Source organism: Bacillus aerius (genome assembly GCF_029894105.1).
GTDB classification, from domain to species: domain Bacteria; phylum Bacillota; class Bacilli; order Bacillales; family Bacillaceae; genus Bacillus; species Bacillus altitudinis.
Genome location: NZ_JARYHO010000001.1, coordinates 1535288 through 1554023 on the forward strand (window position 1 = coordinate 1535288; position 18736 = coordinate 1554023).

Below are 18736 nucleotides of genomic sequence, written 5' to 3' on the forward strand. Positions count from 1 at the left end.
CAACAAGGAGGTTATGTATGATGTTTAAAAACGTCAAAGAACTCGTGCAGCTAACAGAAGAACGGAATACCTCCATTTCAGAAATTATGATTACTCAAGAAATGGAAGTGACAGGGAAGTCACGTGAAGACATTTTCTCGCAGATGTACCGCAACCTAGAAGTGATGGAACAGGCCGTTGAAAACGGACTGAAAGGTGTGAAATCATTATCTGGTTTAACAGGCGGGGATGCGGTGAAACTTCAAGCATATATCGCATCAGGCAAAACATTGTCTGGTCATACCATTTTAGATGCTGTCAGTAAGGCAGTGGCAACAAATGAAGTGAACGCAGCAATGGGAACGATCTGTGCAACGCCTACAGCTGGCTCAGCAGGTGTTGTGCCAGGAACGCTCTTTGCGGTGAAAGAAACATTAAAGCCAACAAAGGAACAAATGGTCAGATTCCTATTTACATCTGGTGCATTTGGTTTTGTTGTCGCCAATAACGCAAGTATCTCTGGTGCAGCAGGCGGCTGTCAGGCAGAAGTAGGATCTGCATCAGGTATGGCAGCAGCAGCCATTGTAGAAATGGCAGGCGGTACACCGCAGCAATCCGCTGAAGCCATGGCCATCACCTTAAAAAATATGCTAGGTCTTGTTTGCGATCCAGTCGCAGGACTTGTGGAAGTGCCATGTGTGAAACGAAACGCAATGGGCGCTTCTAATGCGATGATTGCAGCAGATATGGCACTTGCCGGCATTACAAGCCGCATCCCTTGTGATGAAGTCATTGATGCGATGTACAAAATTGGTCAAACGATGCCAACCGCTCTTCGTGAGACCGCACAAGGCGGACTTGCTGCAACACCGACAGCAAGAGAGCTTGAAAAGAAGATTTTCGGAGGTGTGACCTCATCTCGTGATACAGAAATTGCAAGATAAGATCTCTGCCTTGAAAGGGATTGGAGAAGAAACAGAAAAAACACTAAATGAACTTGGAATCTACACAGTAGCCGATTTACTCGGCTACTTCCCTTATCGATATGACGACTATGAGCTTCGCAACTTAGAAGAAGTCAGGCATGACGAACGTGTCACAGTTGAAGGAAAAGTGCACAGTGAGCCCGTTCTCACCTATTATGGAAAAAAACGAAGCAGGCTGACATTCAGGCTGCTTGTCGGTCGTTTTTTGATTACAGCCATATGCTTCAATCGCCCTTATTTAAAACGAAGTCTTGTTTTAGGCGATACGGTATCCGTCACAGGGAAGTGGGATAAAAACCGGCAATCCATTATGGTTCAGGAATTTAAAAAAGGAACACACGAACAAGATGGCAGTATAGAACCTGTTTATTCAGTCAAAGAAAATGTAACCGTGAAGATGATGAGACGATTTGTAAAACAAGCGTTGTCACTCTATGTAGATCATGCAGAAGATCCACTGCCAAAACAGCTTGTAGCTGCTTATAAACTCATGTCTTATCAAGAAGCACTAAAAACCATTCATCTCCCTGAAACGAGAGACTCGCTCAAGCAAGCAAGACGACGCTTCGTGTACGAGGAATTTCTCATCTTTCAGCTGAAGATGCAGGCGATCAGAAAAAAAGAACGAGAAAAAACATCAGGCATCCAGCATCCGTTCTCAAAAGAGGCGGTCTTTGAGTTTGTTCATAGCCTGCCGTTCCCACTGACAAAAGCACAATCAAGAGTGCTGGATGAAATTATGTCAGATATGGCATCCCCGTACCGAATGAACCGGCTTCTTCAAGGGGATGTTGGATCGGGGAAAACAGCTGTAGCGGCAATTGCCCTTTATGCCGCTCATTTATCCGGCTTTCAAGGTGCGCTGATGGTGCCAACTGAAATTTTGGCTGAACAGCATGCCGATTCACTGTATCAGCTATTTGAAAAATGGGGGCTAAATATTGCTCTTTTGACGAGTTCAGTGAAAGGAAAGCGCCGCAGAGAACTGCTTGAACGTCTGAAAGAGGGAGATATTGATATTTTAGTCGGCACGCATGCCCTTATCCAGGATGAAGTGGAATTTCAGCAGCTTGGTCTTGTTATTACAGATGAACAGCACAGGTTCGGCGTGGAACAGCGGAAAAAACTGCGAAGCAAAGGGCAGGACCCAGATGTTTTGTTTATGACCGCAACGCCGATTCCAAGAACGCTTGCCATCACAGTATTTGGAGAAATGGACGTCTCTGTCATTGATGAGCTACCAGCCGGCCGAAAGCAGATTGAAACGTATTGGGTGAAGCATGACATGCTTGAGCGGATTCTTGCTTTTGTTGATAAAGAGCTCAGAAAAGGCAGACAAGCGTATATTATTTGTCCACTTATAGAAGAATCAGACAAACTGGATGTCCAAAATGCGATTGATGTTCACAGCATGCTGACAGAGGCGTATCGCGGAAAATGGTCGATCGGCTTAATGCACGGGAAACTTGCAAGTGATGAAAAAGATCAAGTGATGAGAGATTTCACTTCCAATGAAGTGCAAATCCTTGTGTCAACGACAGTTGTTGAAGTTGGAGTCAACGTGCCAAATGCGACCATCATGGTCATTTATGATGCGGACCGTTTTGGACTGTCACAGCTTCATCAGTTAAGAGGCCGGGTCGGACGCGGAGAGCATCAATCTTTTTGTATTTTAATGGCGGACCCTAAATCAGAGACTGGTAAAGAGCGCATGCGGATCATGTCTGAAACAACGGATGGCTTTGAACTGTCTGAAAAGGACTTAGAACTAAGAGGCCCTGGCGACTTCTTTGGCAAAAAACAAAGCGGAATGCCTGAATTTAAAGTGGCAGATATGGTTCATGACTATAGAGCGCTTGAAACCGCTAGAAAAGATGCGGCAGAGCTCGTGCAGTCTGATGCCTTTTGGACAGACCCTGAATACAAAGAACTTAGGCAAACACTCGTAGACAGCGGTGTGCTTGGCGGAGATAAATTGAGCTGATCAAGTGCTGGAGGAATTTTCTTGTCTTTTTGAAACAAGGATTGATTTATCATCTATGAGATTATATACTACTATTAGTACCTAGTCATAAATGTACGGATGGTGTCTGCATATGAAACTAAATAAAAAAGAACGACAAAGGCTTCTCCAGCAAACGATCAGCTCGACTCCGTTCATTACTGATGAAGAATTGGCAAGTAAGTTCGGTGTAAGCATTCAAACAGTTCGTCTTGACCGTTTGGAGCTGTCAATCCCTGAATTACGCGAACGAATTAAGCACGTGGCCGAAAAGACATTAAAGGATGAAGTGAAGTCTCTTCCGCTGGATGAAGTCATTGGAGAAATGATTGATGTAGAGCTTGATGATCAAGCGATTTCCATTTTTGAAGTAAGAAAAGAGCATGTATTCAGCCGTAACCAAATTGCCAGGGGACATCATCTTTTTGCCCAGGCAAATTCGCTGGCAGTAGCCGTCATCGACGATGAACTGGCTTTGACAGCAAAAGCAAATATTAAGTTTACAAGGCAGGTCAAACAAGGCGAAAGAGTCGTCTCAAAAGCCAAAGTTGCCTCACATGATAAAGAAAAAGGCAGAACCGTAGTTGAAGTAAACAGCTATGTAGGTGAGGAAGTTGTCTTCTCAGGCGATTTCGTCATGTATCGCTCAAAACAAAAGTAAAAGGTGGCACATAACATGAGAATTGCAGTCGATGCAATGGGGGGAGATCATGCCCCTAAAGCCATTATTGACGGTGTGCAAAAAAGCTTAGAAGCATTTTCAGATATCGAGATTACACTAGTCGGCGATGAAAGCAAGATCAAATCATACATAACAAATCATGAACGCATCACGATCTTAGATGCAAAAGAAGTCATTGAACCAACGGATGAACCAGTGCGTGCAGTGAGACGTAAAAAGGATTCTTCTATGGTGAAAATGGCGCAGGAAGTTTCAGAAGGAAGAGCAGATGCCTGTATTTCAGCTGGAAATACTGGGGCACTCATGACAGCAGGCCTGTTTATCGTAGGCAGAATTGATGGCATTGACAGACCAGCACTTGCTCCGACGTTGCCAACACTTGATGGCAGCGGGTTCTTATTATTGGATGTCGGCGCAAACGTTGATGCAAAGCCAGAGCATCTTGTGCAATATGCCATGATGGGATCTATTTACGCAGAGCATGTCTTCCCGAAGAGCAATCCACGCGTTGGACTTTTAAATGTCGGGACAGAAGATAAAAAAGGCAACGATTTAACGAAAAAAACCTTTGAATTATTAAAAGCATCAGATTTGAATTTCGTAGGAAATGTAGAATCGCGTGATTTATTAGAGGGTGTAGCTGATGTCGTTGTCACAGATGGTTTCACGGGGAATATCGCCCTTAAAACGATCGAAGGCACAGCCCTTTCTGTTTTTAAAATGCTGAAAGAAACCTTAACATCCAGCTTCACAGCTAAAATAGCAGCAGGTATGATGAAGCCAAAATTAATGCAGATGAAATCTAAAATGGATTACTCCGAATATGGTGGTGCCGCATTATTTGGTTTGAAAGCACCCGTTATTAAAGCGCATGGTTCCTCTGATGAAAATGCGATTTTTCATGCCATTCGTCAGGCGCGCGACATCGTTAAAAAAGACGTTTCAGCTATCATTCATCAAGAAGTTCAAAAAGAAGACACGAATGAGTCGTAATGGAGGTAGAGCAGCATGAGTAAAATTGCTTTTTTATTCCCAGGCCAAGGCTCTCAAAAAATTGGCATGGGAAAAGATTTATTTGACCAAGAAGCAGCATCTAAAGCTGTGTTTGAAGAAGCAGATCAGACCCTTGGTTTTGATTTATCTTCAATGATTTTTGAAGGAGATGCAGAAGAACTGACGCTGACATATAATGCACAGCCAGCTCTTTTAACGACAAGCATCGCGATCTTAAAGAAATTTGAAGAGAGCGGAATCAAAGCAGATTATGCAGCAGGGCACAGCCTGGGTGAATATACGGCCCTTGTTGCAGCGGGAGCTCTTTCGTTTAAAGATGCCGTTTTCGCAGTGAGAAAGCGCGGCGAATTAATGAATGAAGCCGTTCCAGCAGGAGAAGGCGCAATGGCGGCAATTCTTGGCTTAGACCAAGCAGCGCTTGTAGAAGTGACAAAAGAAGTGACAGAAAGCGGTCATCTTGTAGAACTTGCGAACTTAAACTGTCCGGGCCAAATCGTCATCTCTGGTACAGCAAAAGGTGTGGAACTTGCATCAGAGAAAGCGAAAGAAAAGGGCGCAAAACGTGCAATTCCACTTGAAGTGAGTGGACCTTTCCATTCTGCATTAATGAAACCAGTAGCTGAAAAATTCACAGATGTATTATCTAAATTAGACATTTCTGATGCCGCGACGCCAGTGATTTCAAACGTAACAGCAGACATCGTGACATCACGTAATGAAATTGAAACGAAGCTGATTGAACAATTGTATTCTCCTGTTCGATTTGAAGAAAGTGTAGAACGCCTGATTGACTTAGGCGTGACAACATTTATTGAAATTGGTCCTGGTAAAGTGCTCTCAGGTCTTGTGAAAAAAGTCAATCGCCGCCTGACGACCATTTCCGTATCAGATCAAGAAACAATTGAAGCAGCCATTCAAACACTCAAGGGGGATTCTTGATGCTTACAAATAAAACAGCCGTTGTCACAGGTGCATCTCGCGGTATTGGTCGTTCGATTGCGATCGATTTGGCGAAAAAAGGTGCCAATGTTGTGGTGAACTATTCAGGCAACGAAGCAAAAGCAAATGAAGTCGTAGATGAGATCAAAGCACTTGGCCAGCAGGCTTTTGCTGTCAAAGCGGATGTGTCAAATGCAGAAGAAGTACAGGCATTAATGAAACAAGCCGTTGATACATTTGGTTCAATCGACATTCTTGTGAATAATGCTGGAATTACAAAGGACAACCTGCTCATGAGAATGAAAGAAAATGAATGGGATGATGTCATTAACATAAACTTAAAAGGTGTCTTCAACTGTACAAAAGCTGTGACACGTCAAATGATGAAACAGCGCAGCGGAAGAATCATCAATGTAGCATCTGTTGTCGGCGTTTGCGGAAACCCTGGACAAGCAAACTATGTTGCAGCAAAAGCAGGTGTGATCGGTTTAACGAAAACAACAGCGAAAGAGCTGGCAAGCCGTCATATTACAGTCAATGCCGTAGCACCAGGCTTTATTTCTACTGATATGACTGACAAGCTTGATGAGAATGTTCAAACAGAAATGCTGAAGCAAATCCCGCTCGCACGCTTTGGTGCGCCTGAAGATATAAGCAACGTTGTTGTCTTTTTAGCTTCAGAAGGAGCAGGTTATATTACAGGCCAAACCATCCAAGTGGATGGCGGAATGGTTATGTCCTAAGAAATATCAAAATTTCGTTACGTTTTCTCTAGTTTTTTAAAAACGTATCAACTATAATACTTTGAGGGGAGGTGAAAGGCAATGGCAGACGTATTAGAGCGTGTATCAAAAATTATTGTAGACCGCCTTGGCGTTGATGAGGCTGACGTGAAAATGGAAGCTTCATTTAAAGAAGATTTAGGCGCTGATTCCCTTGATGTAGTTGAGCTAGTTATGGAACTTGAAGATGAGTTCGATATGGAAATTTCTGACGAAGATGCTGAAAAAATTGCAACAGTCGGTGACGCTGTGAACTACATAAATAGCCAGCAATAAGCGTAACAAAGTCCCGTCTATTTTCATGGCGGGACTTTGAAAATTTATGTTAGTTTCAACATATTCAGCTGATCAATTGTCAGCCTTTTTCAGATGCTAAGGAGCACGGTTTCCTTGCATGTAGAAAGAGAGACTCCATATAATCAGTATCCTTAAAGGCGATGACGCCTACCTGGAGGTTGCTATGCCAAAACACTATAAAGACAAACAGAAACAGAGCAAAAAACTAGAGCAATTCAGAGAATTTCAGCAGCGCATTTCTGTACACTTTAAAAATGAAAAACTACTCTATCAAGCCTTTACACATTCCTCTTATGTGAATGAGCATCGGAAAAAACCTTATGAGGATAATGAAAGACTTGAATTTTTAGGGGACGCTGTTTTAGAATTGACGATCTCACAGTTCTTATTTGCAAAGTATCCAGCCATGAGCGAGGGAGATTTAACAAAACTGAGAGCGGCGATCGTATGTGAGCCATCACTTGTGTCATTAGCACATGAGCTGTCCTTCGGAGACCTTGTTCTTTTAGGAAAAGGGGAAGAAATGACAGGCGGCAGAAAGCGTCCGGCACTCTTAGCAGACGTATTTGAGGCGTTTATCGGAGCGCTTTATTTAGATCAAGGACTTGAGCCTGTTGAACGATTCCTAGAAGCCTATGTGTACCCGAAAATTAATGACGGGGCATTCTCACATGTTATGGACTTTAAAAGCCAGCTTCAAGAATTTGTTCAGCGAGATGGAAAAGGTGTACTTGAATACCGAATCCTGCATGAAAAAGGCCCAGCACATAACCGGGAATTTGAAGCAAATGTATCCCTTAGGGGAGAAGTGCTCGGAATTGGAAATGGCCGTTCAAAAAAAGAAGCGGAACAGCATGCTGCACAGGAAGCACTTGCTAAATTACAGAAACATCATATGAACCAATAAAATCCCCCTCGTGATTCAGGGGGATTTCACTCTGTTTTCCATCATCTTTTTTCAGTTCATATGGTAAGATAATAGTACTTTAAATACATAAGGAGGATCACTCTCATGTTCCTCAAACGTTTAGACGTGATAGGATTCAAATCTTTCGCACAGCGGGTGACTGTAGACTTTGTCAAAGGGGTTACAGCTGTTGTTGGACCAAACGGAAGCGGCAAAAGTAATATTACTGATGCGATCCGCTGGGTACTTGGAGAGCAATCAGCAAAAAGCCTCCGCGGAGGAAAAATGGAAGACATCATTTTTGCAGGAAGTGACTCAAGAAAACGAGTCAACTTAGCAGAAGTGACATTAACGCTCGATAACGAAGATCACTTTTTGCCGATCGATTTTCACGAAGTCAGTGTGACAAGAAGAGTCTATCGTTCTGGAGAAAGTGAATTTCTCATTAACAATCAATCTGTCCGCTTAAAGGATATTATTGATCTTTTCATGGATTCAGGTCTTGGAAAAGAAGCTTTTTCGATCATCAGCCAAGGTAAGGTAGAAGAGATTCTATCGAGTAAAGCTGAAGAAAGACGTAGCATTTTTGAAGAAGCAGCTGGTGTCCTGAAATATAAAACAAGAAAGAAAAAAGCCGAGAATAAACTGTTTGAAACGCAGGACAACTTAAACCGGGTAGAAGATATTCTGCATGAACTAGAAGATCAAGTAGAACCACTAAGAATGCAGGCATCTATTGCAAAAGACTATTTGCAAAAGAAAGAAGAACTTGAAAATGTAGAAATTGCTCTCACCGTCCATGATATTGAAGCACTGCACAAAAAATGGACAACACTTGGTGAAGCTGTCGAGCGGTTCAAACAAGATGAAATGAAGCAGTCCACAGACATTCAAGCGAAGGAAGCCAAAATCGAAGAATCGAGAGACCGTATTCAGGCGCTTGACGATTCGATTCATGACCTCCAAGAAGTCCTCCTTTTCACAAGTGAAGAACTAGAAAAACTTGAAGGGAAAAAAGAAGTTCTAAAAGAACGGAAAAAAAATGCGGCCGCTAACCAAGGGCAGCTAGAAGACACGCTCGTGCGTTTAACCGAAAAACAGGCGTTGTTAACGGAAAAGATTGAACAGCAGAAAGTCACACGTGACAGCCTGCAAACAGAAGTGCAGCAGCTAAAAGATGAAGTGAAAACAAAACAGCATCAGCTGTCTCTTCATAGTGAAGATGTGGAAGGGCAAATTGAACAGCTAAAAAGCGATTATTTTGACCTATTAAACGAGCAAGCTTCTATCCGAAACGAACGTACATTACTAGAAGAACAGCAGCGCCAAGCTGCCTTGCAGCTAGAGCGGTTAACGCAAAATAATCAGAAACATATCGAAGAACGGGTATCTGTGAAGGAAAAGAAAACAGAAGCCGAGAAGCAACTTTCAGAACGAGAAGAAGACATTTTGGCTCAGGTGAAACGCTTTAGAGAAGCGGAACAAAAGCTAGAGCAGATGAAACGTCAATACGAGAAAAAAGAAACGGCTCTTTACCAAGCCTATCAATATGTACAGCAGGCAAAATCTAAAAAAGAAATGCTTGAATCCATGCAGGAAGACTTCTCAGGATTTTTCCAAGGAGTGAAAGAGGTTTTAAAGGCAAAGGACCGGTTAGGCGGTATTCACGGGGCGATTGCAGAGCTGATTCAAACAGAGCAGCAACATGAAACAGCGATTGAAATTGCACTTGGCGCAGCCACGCAGCATGTCGTTACTGAAAATGAAGCGGCTGCCAGACAGGCCATTGGATACTTAAAGCAGCATTCCTTTGGGCGTGCGACCTTCCTGCCGATGAACGTCATCAAAGAACGAACCATTCAGTTCAGAGATATTCAAACAGCTGAGCAGCATGACGCATTTATCGGCGTGGCGAGTCAGCTCGTTTCCTTTGACGAAAAGTATGAAAAAGTCATTCGGAATTTGCTTGGAACAGTCCTGATTGTTCAAGACTTAAAAGGTGCCAACGAGCTAGCGAAAATGCTTGGACATCGTTATCGTATCGTGACCCTTGATGGGGACGTCGTGAACCCAGGCGGTTCAATGACTGGGGGAGGCGTAAAGAAAAAGAACAATTCCCTCCTCTCCAGAAACCGAGAGATTGAAACATTAACAAAGCAGCTCGTTGAAATGGAAGAAAAAACAACGATCCTTGAAAAAGAAACAAAAGAAACGAAGCAATCGATTGCCGAAAGCGAAGTCCAATTAAATGAATTGCGTCAGCGCGGCGAAATGCTTCGAGAAAAGCAGCAAGAGTTAAAAGGGACATTATATGAACTGCAAGTAGCTGAAAAAAATATTAACGCTCATCTAGAGCTCTATGATCAAGAAAAAGCAGAGTTGCAGCAGCGCTCTAGCGAACTTGCGAGCAAGGATAAAGAGCAGGCAGCCCTTGAAACATCTATAGGTGAGAAACTGACCTCTCTTGACGAAGAGATCAACACGTTAACAAAACGGAAGCAGACCCAAAGCTCAACGAAAGAAACCATTTCTTCCGAATTAACAGAGCTGAAAATCTCGCTTGCCAAAAAAGAGCAGTCATTAGCAAATGAACAAGAAAAACTGTCGAGCTTAACGGCTGAATTAGAAGAGGCTGAAAAGACGCTGACGGAAACAAAAGAAGATTTGTCCCTCTTAACAAGTGAAATGTCATCCAGCTCAAGCGGCGCCGAACAACTGGAAGAAGCGGCAAAAGAGAAACTGGAACATAAAAACAAAACGACAGCGCTTATCTCAGAGCGACGCAAACAGCGCCTGGCTCTTTCTGAAACATTAGAATTCGCTGAACGAGAACTGAAAGAGCAAAAACGCCTGTATAAACAGCTCACGACAAGCTTAAAAGATGAAGAAATCAAGCTTGGCCGCATGGAAGTTGAACTTGATAACCTCATCGCCTATTTAAACGAAGAGTATGCCCTTTCTTTTGAAGGAGCAAAAGAAATGTATCATCTGACGCTATCACCGGATGAAGCAAGAAAACGCGTGAAATTGATCAAACTAGCCATTGAAGAGCTTGGAACAGTGAACTTAGGCAGCATTGACGAGTATGAACGTGTGAATGAACGTTTTCTCTTCTTAACTGAACAGCGCAATGATCTGACAGAAGCGAAAAATACGTTATTCCAAGTCATTGAAGAAATGGATCAGGAGATGACGAAACGTTTCTCTGAGACATTCTCTCAAATCCGCGGGCATTTTGAATCTGTTTTCCAAGCATTATTTGGCGGAGGAAGAGCAGACCTTAAGTTGACAGATCCAAACGATTTACTAAACTCAGGTGTCGATATTGTGGCGCAGCCGCCGGGGAAAAAGCTGCAAAATCTAAGTCTGCTTTCAGGCGGAGAAAGAGCATTAACAGCCATCGCTTTATTATTCTCGATCTTAAAAGTGAGACCAGTTCCATTCTGTGTGCTAGATGAGGTAGAAGCGGCACTTGATGAAGCGAATGTGTTCCGCTTTGCCCAGTATTTAAAGAAATACAGCCAAGAAACACAGTTCATTGTGATTACACACCGAAAAGGAACCATGGAAGAAGCAGATGTTCTGTACGGTGTCACGATGCAGGAGTCAGGTGTCTCAAAACTGGTATCTGTCAAACTAGAGGAAACGAAAGAGCTTGTCCAGTAATTAAAGGAGGTTTTTGAACCCATGAGCTTTTTTAAGAAATTAAAAGAAAAATTTACGCAACAAACCGATTCAGTATCAGAAAAGTTTAAAGATGGACTTGAAAAAACGAGAAATTCGTTTCAGGGAAAAGTAAATGAACTCATTTCTCGCTATCGTAAAGTGGATGAAGACTTTTTTGAAGAACTAGAAGAAGTGTTAATCGGTGCGGATGTTGGTTTCACGACTGTGATGGAACTGATTGATGAGCTGAAAAAAGAAGTGAAATTAAGAAACATTCAAGACCCAAGTGAAGTACAAGCAGTCATCTCTGAAAAACTCGTAGAGATTTACAATAGCGGTGAGGAACAAATCTCTGAACTGAACATTGAAGACGGCCGTTTAAATATTATTTTATTCGTAGGCGTGAACGGTGTCGGTAAAACCACAACCATTGGTAAGCTGGCAAACAAGCTGAAAAATGAAGGGAAATCCGTCATTTTAGCAGCAGGTGATACGTTCCGTGCGGGGGCGATTGAGCAGCTTGAAGTATGGGGCGAGCGCTCTGGTGTTCCTGTCGTTAAACAAACAGCTGGCTCTGACCCGGCAGCGGTCATCTATGATGCCGTTCAATCAGCTAAAGCCAAAAAAGCAGATGTCTTGATCTGTGATACAGCAGGCAGACTGCAAAACAAAGTCAACTTGATGAAAGAGCTAGAGAAGGTCAAGAGAGTCATTGAACGCGAAGTGCCCGATGCACCGCACGAGGTACTGCTTGCCCTTGATGCGACAACGGGTCAAAATGCGATGGCGCAAGCGAAGGAATTTTCTAAAGCGACAAACGTGACAGGTATCGCTTTAACAAAGCTTGACGGTACTGCAAAAGGCGGGATTGTTCTTGCCATTCGCAATGAGCTCAACATCCCTGTAAAACTTGTCGGATTAGGTGAAAAAGTAGACGATCTGCAAGAGTTCGATGCTGAATCGTATGTGTATGGATTATTCTCAGACATGATTGATCAAGAAGACTAATCAAACTGCCGGCAAAACTGCCGGCTTTTTTATTTAAATATCGCCGCAGGAAGTGACAAGATAAAAACTTGACACATAGATTAGAACCGTGTAGACTTAGTTGTTGTAAAGGGAATGAACTTAACAAAGGGGAGAGAGCCCATGACGCTTGAAAAGACAACGAGAATGAACTACTTGTTTGATTTCTATCAATCGTTGTTGACCGCAAAACAAAAGAGCTACATGTCGCTTTACTACCTAGACGATTTTTCCCTCGGTGAAATTGCGGATGAATATGAAGTATCAAGACAGGCTGTTTATGATAATATTAAACGGACTGAAGCGATGCTTGAACAATATGAAGAAAAGCTGCTCTTGTTTAAGAAATTTAAAGAGCGTAAAGAACTTCTCACAAAAATGAGAGAGCTTGTAGCAGATTCCGCGCAAAAGGAAGAAGCAGAAGCTTTAATTGAATCGCTTGAGAAATTAGATTAGGAGGCGGCACAGTATGGCATTTGAAGGATTAGCCGACCGACTGCAGCAGACGATTTCAAAAATCCGCGGCAAAGGAAAAGTGTCAGAGCAAGATGTAAAAGAAATGATGCGCGAGGTACGCCTTGCCCTTCTTGAAGCTGACGTCAATTTTAAAGTAGTCAAAGACTTTGTGAAAAAAGTAAGCGAGCGGGCAGTTGGACAAGAGGTCATGCAAAGTCTTACCCCAGGACAACAGGTCATTAAAGTTGTAAAAGAAGAACTCACTGAATTAATGGGCGGGGAAGAGAGTAAAATCGCTGTAGCGAAAAAATCTCCAACTGTCATTATGATGGTTGGTCTTCAAGGGGCAGGTAAAACGACCACAACTGGAAAGCTTGCCAACTTACTTCGCAAAAAACATAATCGCAAGCCGATGATGGTGGCCGCTGATATTTACAGACCAGCAGCGATCCAGCAGCTTCAAACGCTTGGGAAACAGCTTGATATGCCCGTATTCTCATTAGGTGATCAAGTTAGTCCTGTCGAAATTGCCAAACAGGCAATTGAAAAAGCGAAAGAAGAACATCATGATTATGTCATTTTAGATACAGCAGGACGTCTTCATATTGATGAAGACTTAATGGATGAACTTCAGAAAGTAAAAGAAGTCGCAAATCCAGAAGAGATTTTTCTCGTTGTTGACTCGATGACTGGTCAAGATGCTGTCAATGTCGCAAAAAGCTTTAATGAACAGCTTGGTTTAACAGGTGTCGTTCTGACAAAACTAGACGGTGATACGCGAGGCGGGGCAGCACTATCAATTCGTGCAGTCACAAATACGCCGATTAAATTCGCCGCACTAGGTGAAAAGCTTGATGCAATTGAACCATTCCATCCAGAGCGGATGGCATCGAGAATTCTTGGCATGGGAGATGTGCTCACGCTTATTGAAAAAGCACAAGCAAACGTTGACCAAGATAAAGCGAAAGAGCTTGAACAAAAAATGCGGACAATGAGCTTCACGCTCGATGATTTCCTCGAGCAGCTTGGGCAGGTTCGCAACATGGGGCCACTTGATGAACTGATCCAAATGATGCCGGGAGCCGGTAAAATGAAAGGGCTCAAAAACGTCCAAGTAGACGAAAAGCAGCTCAATCACATCGAAGCGATCATTAAATCAATGACGACCGAAGAAAAAGAACAGCCAGAGGTCATCAATGCAAGCCGAAGAAAACGGATTGCAAAAGGAAGCGGAACATCTGTACAGGAAGTCAATCGCCTTTTAAAACAATTTGACGAAATGAAAAAGATGATGAAGCAAATGACCAATATGTCCAAAGGAAAGAAAAAAGGCGGCTTTAAATTACCATTTATGTAATTGGTTATACATGATAAAACCGTTGTTAAGAAAAAACACTTTACAAACCCTTTTATCATTGTTAATATACTATCTTGTTGAAATATTTTCGGAGGTGCTAGTAAAATGGCAGTAAAAATTCGTTTAAAACGTATGGGATCAAAAAGATCTCCTTTCTATCGTATTGTTGTAGCAGATTCTCGTTCACCACGTGACGGTCGTTTCATCGAAACAGTTGGAACATACAATCCAGTGTTATCACCAGCTGAGGTGAAAATCAACGAAGAATTAGCGCTTAAATGGCTTCAAAATGGTGCGAAACCATCTGATACAGTTCGTAACCTTTTCTCAAGCCAAGGAATTCTTGAAAAATTTCATAATGCGAAAAACAGCAAATAATGAATGAGCTGTCCTTGGAAGAATTGATTGTGTCCATCGTCGAGCCACTTGTTGATTTCCCTGAAGATATTCATGTATCTTCATTAGAAAAAGATGAGCAGGTCATTTACACACTGTCTGTCAATGCTGAAGATACCGGAAAAGTGATCGGAAAGCAGGGACGTACAGCTAAAGCGATACGAACAGTCATGTTTGCAGCAAGTGCAGAGTCTTCTAAGAAAGTTCAACTTGAGATTGCTGACTAAAAAGGGAGAGGGCTTAGGACCTCCCCTTTTTTTACACGTTTAAATCTATTTTTCGTTATACTGTAGAGGACAAATGCCTTCGGATAGGGGGACAAAAAGGAAGATGCAGATCATTCAACATGTCACCGTCATGCAAGTATTAACTGAAAGCAGTAAGGACAAACTGTTAACGACTTTTTTGGAGAAAAAAGAAAGACTAGAACGTGAGTGCAATCAACTATATTTTCAACTCAAAAAGCATGAAAAAGAACCACATCAGCAAGAAGCCATCCCTCAATTTCAAAAAGCCATTGAAAAAAGACAAGAGAAAATGAGGCAAATTGACTTTCAAGTCGAGCAGCTGCATATCTTGCCTCTTGGCAGTGAAATGAAAGAAACAGAAGTGGATGCGCTGATTGAAGTAAAAATAGGTGATAAATGGGATGACAAAATGCAAGACAATGTCATCGTCGTGAAAGACGGCACCATTGTGGAAATACGTCAGGGGTGATTGAGAACATGGAGCTAGAATGGTTGAATGTCGGAAAGATCGTCAATACACATGGAGTGCGCGGAGAAGTACGTGTTGTGTCAAAGACTGATTTCCCAGAAGAACGCTACAAAAAAGGCAGCGTCCTTTATATTTTCAAACAAAATCAAAAAGAACCGCTAAAAGTGACTGTCGCATCACATAGACAGCACAAACAATTTGATTTACTGACATTTGAAGAAGTCGGTTCATTAAATGAAGCTGAGCAATTAAAAGAGTCGATTTTAAAAGTAGAAAAAGAACATCTTGGTTCATTAGATGAAGGGGAATTCTATTTCCACGAAATCATCGGCTGTGAAGTATATGATGAAGAGGACAAACTGATTGGTCAAATCAAAGAAGTTTTAACGCCAGGGGCAAATGATGTATGGGTGGTTGGCAGAAAAGGCAAAAAAGATGCCCTCATCCCTTATATTCCATCTGTCGTCAAAACAGTTGATATTTCATCCAAGAAAGTACACATTGAAGTGATGGAAGGACTCATTGACGAATGAAAATTGACTTTTTAACACTGTTTCCTGAAATGTTTGAAGGAGTGCTTCACTCATCGATCTTAAAAAAAGCTCAGGAAAAAGATGCGGTCTCATTTGATGTCGTGAATTTTAGGGAGTATTCCGATCATAAACATAAAACAGTGGATGACTATCCGTATGGCGGCGGCGCTGGCATGGTTCTGAAAGCACAGCCTGTATTTGATGCGGTAGAAGATTTAACGAAAAAAGCAAACAAGAAGCCCCGCATTATTCTTGTCTGTCCTCAAGGAGAAAGATATACACAAAAGAAAGCAGAAGAGCTTGCAAAAGAAGAGCATCTTATGTTCATTTGCGGCCACTATGAAGGCTACGATGAGCGCATCAGGGAGCATCTTGTCACAGATGAAATCTCAATCGGGGATTTCGTTCTCACAGGCGGAGAGCTGCCGGCGATGATGATTGCAGACAGTGTGGTCAGGCTTTTGCCTCATGTGCTTGGAAAAGAAGCGTCTCATATCGAAGATTCATTTAGTACAGGTCTGCTTGAGCATCCGCACTATACAAGACCAGCTGATTATAAAGGATTGAAAGTACCAGATGTGCTTCTCTCTGGAAATCATGCCAAAATTGAAGAGTGGCGGCGTAAAGAATCGTTGAAGCGAACCTATACAAGACGGCCAGATTTGATCGATTCTTGCAAAACATTAACGGATGAAGAAAAAAGATGGCTTTGGCAGCTTCATAATGACTAGATTGTATTGCACAAGGTATACAGGTGTGGTATGATACTACTTGTGACTTGGACGGCTTGCCGATTCAAGTTTGAAAACGATGTTCCGCTGCAATGAAGAAAGAGGACATGAGCATCTGTTGGAAGGAGTTGAAAACGATGCAACAATTGATTGAAGAAATCACAAAAGAACAATTACGCACTGATCTTCCTGCGTTCCGTCCTGGTGACACTTTACGTGTACACGTGAAAGTTGTCGAGGGTACTCGTGAGCGTATCCAGATCTTTGAAGGTGTTGTAATTAAGCGTCGTGGTGGTGGAATCAGCGAAACTTTCACAGTTCGTAAGATCTCTTACGGTGTAGGCGTTGAGCGTACATTCCCTGTACACACACCAAAAATCGCTAAGATCGAAGTTGTACGTCACGGTAAGGTACGTCGTGCGAAACTTTACTACCTACGTGAACTTCGCGGTAAAGCGGCTCGTATCAAAGAAATCAGACGATAATGATATCAAAAGAAAGAGCTTGTTACCTGTAACAGGCTCTTTTTTTGTACAATGTATAGAGACAACCGTTAGAAGAGAGAAGGTGCACATATGACAATTCAATGGTTTCCAGGCCATATGGCAAAAGCAAGACGGGAAGTCACAGAAAAATTAAAGCTCATCGACATCGTATTTGAATTAACCGATGCAAGAATTCCGATGTCCTCTAGAAACCCAATGATTGAAGAAATCCTCCAAAACAAACCGAAAATTATGCTTTTGAACAAAGCAGATAAAGCAGATCCTCGTATGACAAAAGAGTGGCAGGCACACTTTGAAGCGCAAGGTGTACGGTCGCTTGCCATTAATTCTGTCGATGGACAAGGGTTAAATCAAATCATTACGACATCAAAAGAAATCTTAAAAGAAAAGTTCGATCGAATGAAAGCAAAAGGTGTTAAGCCGCGTGCCATTCGAGCTTTGATTATCGGAATTCCCAATGTCGGCAAATCAACGCTGATCAATCGGTTGGCAAAGAAAAATATTGCGAAAACAGGAGATCGACCTGGTATTACGACGTCACAGCAATGGGTGAAGGTAGGAAAAGAACTTGAACTGCTCGATACCCCCGGAATTCTCTGGCCGAAATTTGAAGATGAACAAGTAGGTCTTAGGCTGGCCGTCACTGGAGCGATTAAAGACTCAATCATCAACTTGCAGGATGTCGCAGTGTATGCGCTCCGCTTTTTAGAAGAGCACTATCCAGAGCGGTTAAAAAAACGCTATGATTTAGCAGAAATACCTGAAGATACAGTTGAGCTGTTTGATGCCATTGGCACAAAACGCGGCTGTCTGATGAGTGGGGGATTCATTAATTACGACAAAACGACCGAAATCATTATTCGGGATATTCGAACGGAAAAATTTGGTCCCCTCACTTTTGAGAAGCCTGAAAGCTAAAAGACACGCAGCTCATGCGGGTCTTTATTTTTTGCGAAAAACTGCCGATATAAAGAAGGAGGCTGCGGAAAAGCCAATGTACACGGTCAAACAAATAAAAGAATTAATAGAACAACATGCTGACGACGAGTCATACATTCGTGAACTATTGAAAGACGATACAAGAAAAAGTGTCCAGAAACTGATGGGCAAATGGAACAAAGAGAGAGAAAAGCAGCAAGAACTACGTGCAGCATGGAAGCAAATGCTGCAATTTGAAACCAAAGCAAGAGCGCAAGGATACACTTGTATTGCAGGCATAGATGAAGCAGGAAGAGGACCACTTGCTGGACCAGTTGTGGCGGCAGCTGTGATATTAAAAGAAGATACCGTCCTACTCGGTTTAAATGATTCAAAACAGCTATCTGAGAAAAAAAGAATGACCTATTATGAGCTCATTCAAAAGGAAGCACTCGACATCGGCATCGGCATTGTTGATGCGGCAACGATTGACGAAATGAATATATACGAAGCATCAAGACTGGCGATGGTGAAGGCTGTAAAGCAGCTCACTCACACACCTGATTATCTACTCATAGATGCGATGACGCTCCCGCTTCCTACTCAACAGGAGAATATCATCAAAGGAGATGCTAAAAGCGCATCCATCGCAGCTGGTGCATGTATTGCCAAAGTGACAAGGGACAAAATGATGGAAGAGTATGGACGCCAGTACCCTGAGTATCAATTTGAAAAACATAAAGGGTATGGAACGAAAGAGCACCTGGCTGCCATTCAAACACATGGCGCCACACCTATCCACCGGTTATCATTTGCACCAGTGAAATCTGTTATTTCATAAA

Annotated in this window: 20 protein-coding genes; all 20 read left to right on the forward strand. The window is 42.5% G+C overall.

The genetic code is table 11. The annotated features are described in order from the left end of the window. Positions 1–20 precede the first annotated feature (20 nt). The 20 genes from sdaAA (at position 21) to M2353_RS08000 (ending at position 18735) form a co-directional block, all read left to right on the forward strand. A complete protein-coding gene (gene sdaAA / locus M2353_RS07905) occupies positions 21–923 on the forward strand; it encodes an L-serine ammonia-lyase, iron-sulfur-dependent, subunit alpha (RefSeq protein ID WP_024720342.1) in 903 nt (300 codons plus the stop codon). Beyond that, on the forward strand, positions 901–2949 hold the full coding sequence (gene recG, locus M2353_RS07910; RefSeq protein WP_284725223.1) for an ATP-dependent DNA helicase RecG: 2049 nt from the start codon (positions 901–903) through the stop codon (positions 2947–2949). The genes sdaAA and recG overlap by 23 nt, the downstream gene beginning before the upstream one ends. A gap of 112 nt (positions 2950–3061) precedes the next feature. Then, a complete protein-coding gene (gene fapR, locus M2353_RS07915) occupies positions 3062–3628 on the forward strand; it encodes a transcription factor FapR (protein ID WP_284725224.1) in 567 nt (188 codons plus the stop codon). A gap of 15 nt (positions 3629–3643) precedes the next feature. After that, positions 3644–4642, forward strand: coding sequence for a phosphate acyltransferase PlsX (gene plsX, locus M2353_RS07920; RefSeq protein WP_017359101.1), 999 nt, complete (start codon positions 3644–3646; stop codon positions 4640–4642). Between the two features lie 15 nt (positions 4643–4657). Beyond that, a complete protein-coding gene (fabD, locus tag M2353_RS07925) occupies positions 4658–5602 on the forward strand; it encodes an ACP S-malonyltransferase (RefSeq protein ID WP_284725225.1) in 945 nt (314 codons plus the stop codon). After that, positions 5602–6345, forward strand: a complete 744-nt coding sequence (fabG, locus tag M2353_RS07930; protein WP_008344855.1) for a 3-oxoacyl-[acyl-carrier-protein] reductase — start codon at positions 5602–5604, stop codon at positions 6343–6345. The genes fabD and fabG overlap by 1 nt, the downstream gene beginning before the upstream one ends. A gap of 81 nt (positions 6346–6426) precedes the next feature. Continuing rightward, on the forward strand, positions 6427–6660 hold the full coding sequence (gene acpP, locus M2353_RS07935; RefSeq protein ID WP_003212028.1) for an acyl carrier protein: 234 nt from the start codon (positions 6427–6429) through the stop codon (positions 6658–6660). A 184-nt stretch (positions 6661–6844) separates the two neighbouring features. Further along, on the forward strand, positions 6845–7588 hold the full coding sequence (gene rnc, locus M2353_RS07940) for a ribonuclease III (RefSeq protein WP_017367233.1): 744 nt from the start codon (positions 6845–6847) through the stop codon (positions 7586–7588). Between the two features lie 105 nt (positions 7589–7693). Next, positions 7694–11254 (forward strand): chromosome segregation protein SMC, encoded by a 3561-nt coding sequence (gene smc, locus M2353_RS07945; RefSeq protein ID WP_052320402.1) that lies wholly within the window; start codon positions 7694–7696, stop codon positions 11252–11254. A 21-nt stretch (positions 11255–11275) separates the two neighbouring features. Then, positions 11276–12262: a signal recognition particle-docking protein FtsY gene (gene ftsY, locus M2353_RS07950; RefSeq protein ID WP_017359097.1), complete on the forward strand. Its 987-nt coding sequence runs from the start codon at positions 11276–11278 to the stop codon at positions 12260–12262. 141 nt (positions 12263–12403) lie between these two features. Next, positions 12404–12736 (forward strand): putative DNA-binding protein, encoded by a 333-nt coding sequence (locus M2353_RS07955; RefSeq protein WP_008344844.1) that lies wholly within the window; start codon positions 12404–12406, stop codon positions 12734–12736. A gap of 13 nt (positions 12737–12749) precedes the next feature. Then, positions 12750–14093 carry a signal recognition particle protein gene (gene ffh / locus M2353_RS07960; protein WP_008344842.1) on the forward strand — a complete coding sequence of 448 codons (1344 nt, stop codon included), beginning with the start codon at positions 12750–12752 and terminating at the stop codon, positions 14091–14093. Positions 14094–14198: 105 nt separating this feature from the next. Continuing rightward, positions 14199–14471 carry a 30S ribosomal protein S16 gene (gene rpsP / locus M2353_RS07965; protein ID WP_003212139.1) on the forward strand — a complete coding sequence of 91 codons (273 nt, stop codon included), beginning with the start codon at positions 14199–14201 and terminating at the stop codon, positions 14469–14471. Continuing rightward, the gene (locus M2353_RS07970; protein ID WP_012009937.1) at positions 14471–14716 is read left to right on the forward strand and encodes a KH domain-containing protein; all 246 of its coding nucleotides are present in this window, start codon (positions 14471–14473) and stop codon (positions 14714–14716) included. The genes rpsP and M2353_RS07970 overlap by 1 nt, the downstream gene beginning before the upstream one ends. Before the next feature lie 103 nt (positions 14717–14819). Continuing rightward, a complete protein-coding gene (locus M2353_RS07975; RefSeq protein WP_008344839.1) occupies positions 14820–15206 on the forward strand; it encodes a YlqD family protein in 387 nt (128 codons plus the stop codon). Positions 15207–15214: 8 nt separating this feature from the next. After that, positions 15215–15739 (forward strand): ribosome maturation factor RimM, encoded by a 525-nt coding sequence (gene rimM / locus M2353_RS07980; protein ID WP_008344836.1) that lies wholly within the window; start codon positions 15215–15217, stop codon positions 15737–15739. Next, the gene (trmD, locus tag M2353_RS07985; protein WP_007499635.1) at positions 15736–16470 is read left to right on the forward strand and encodes a tRNA (guanosine(37)-N1)-methyltransferase TrmD; all 735 of its coding nucleotides are present in this window, start codon (positions 15736–15738) and stop codon (positions 16468–16470) included. Before rimM ends, trmD begins: the two co-directional genes overlap by 4 nt. A 137-nt stretch (positions 16471–16607) precedes the next feature. Then, positions 16608–16955 (forward strand): 50S ribosomal protein L19, encoded by a 348-nt coding sequence (rplS, locus tag M2353_RS07990; RefSeq protein ID WP_008344834.1) that lies wholly within the window; start codon positions 16608–16610, stop codon positions 16953–16955. 90 nt (positions 16956–17045) lie between these two features. Further along, on the forward strand, positions 17046–17894 hold the full coding sequence (ylqF, locus tag M2353_RS07995; RefSeq protein WP_007499632.1) for a ribosome biogenesis GTPase YlqF: 849 nt from the start codon (positions 17046–17048) through the stop codon (positions 17892–17894). Positions 17895–17970: 76 nt separating this feature from the next. Further along, on the forward strand, positions 17971–18735 hold the full coding sequence (locus tag M2353_RS08000; RefSeq protein ID WP_125588884.1) for a ribonuclease HII: 765 nt from the start codon (positions 17971–17973) through the stop codon (positions 18733–18735). Position 18736 lies beyond the last annotated feature (1 nt).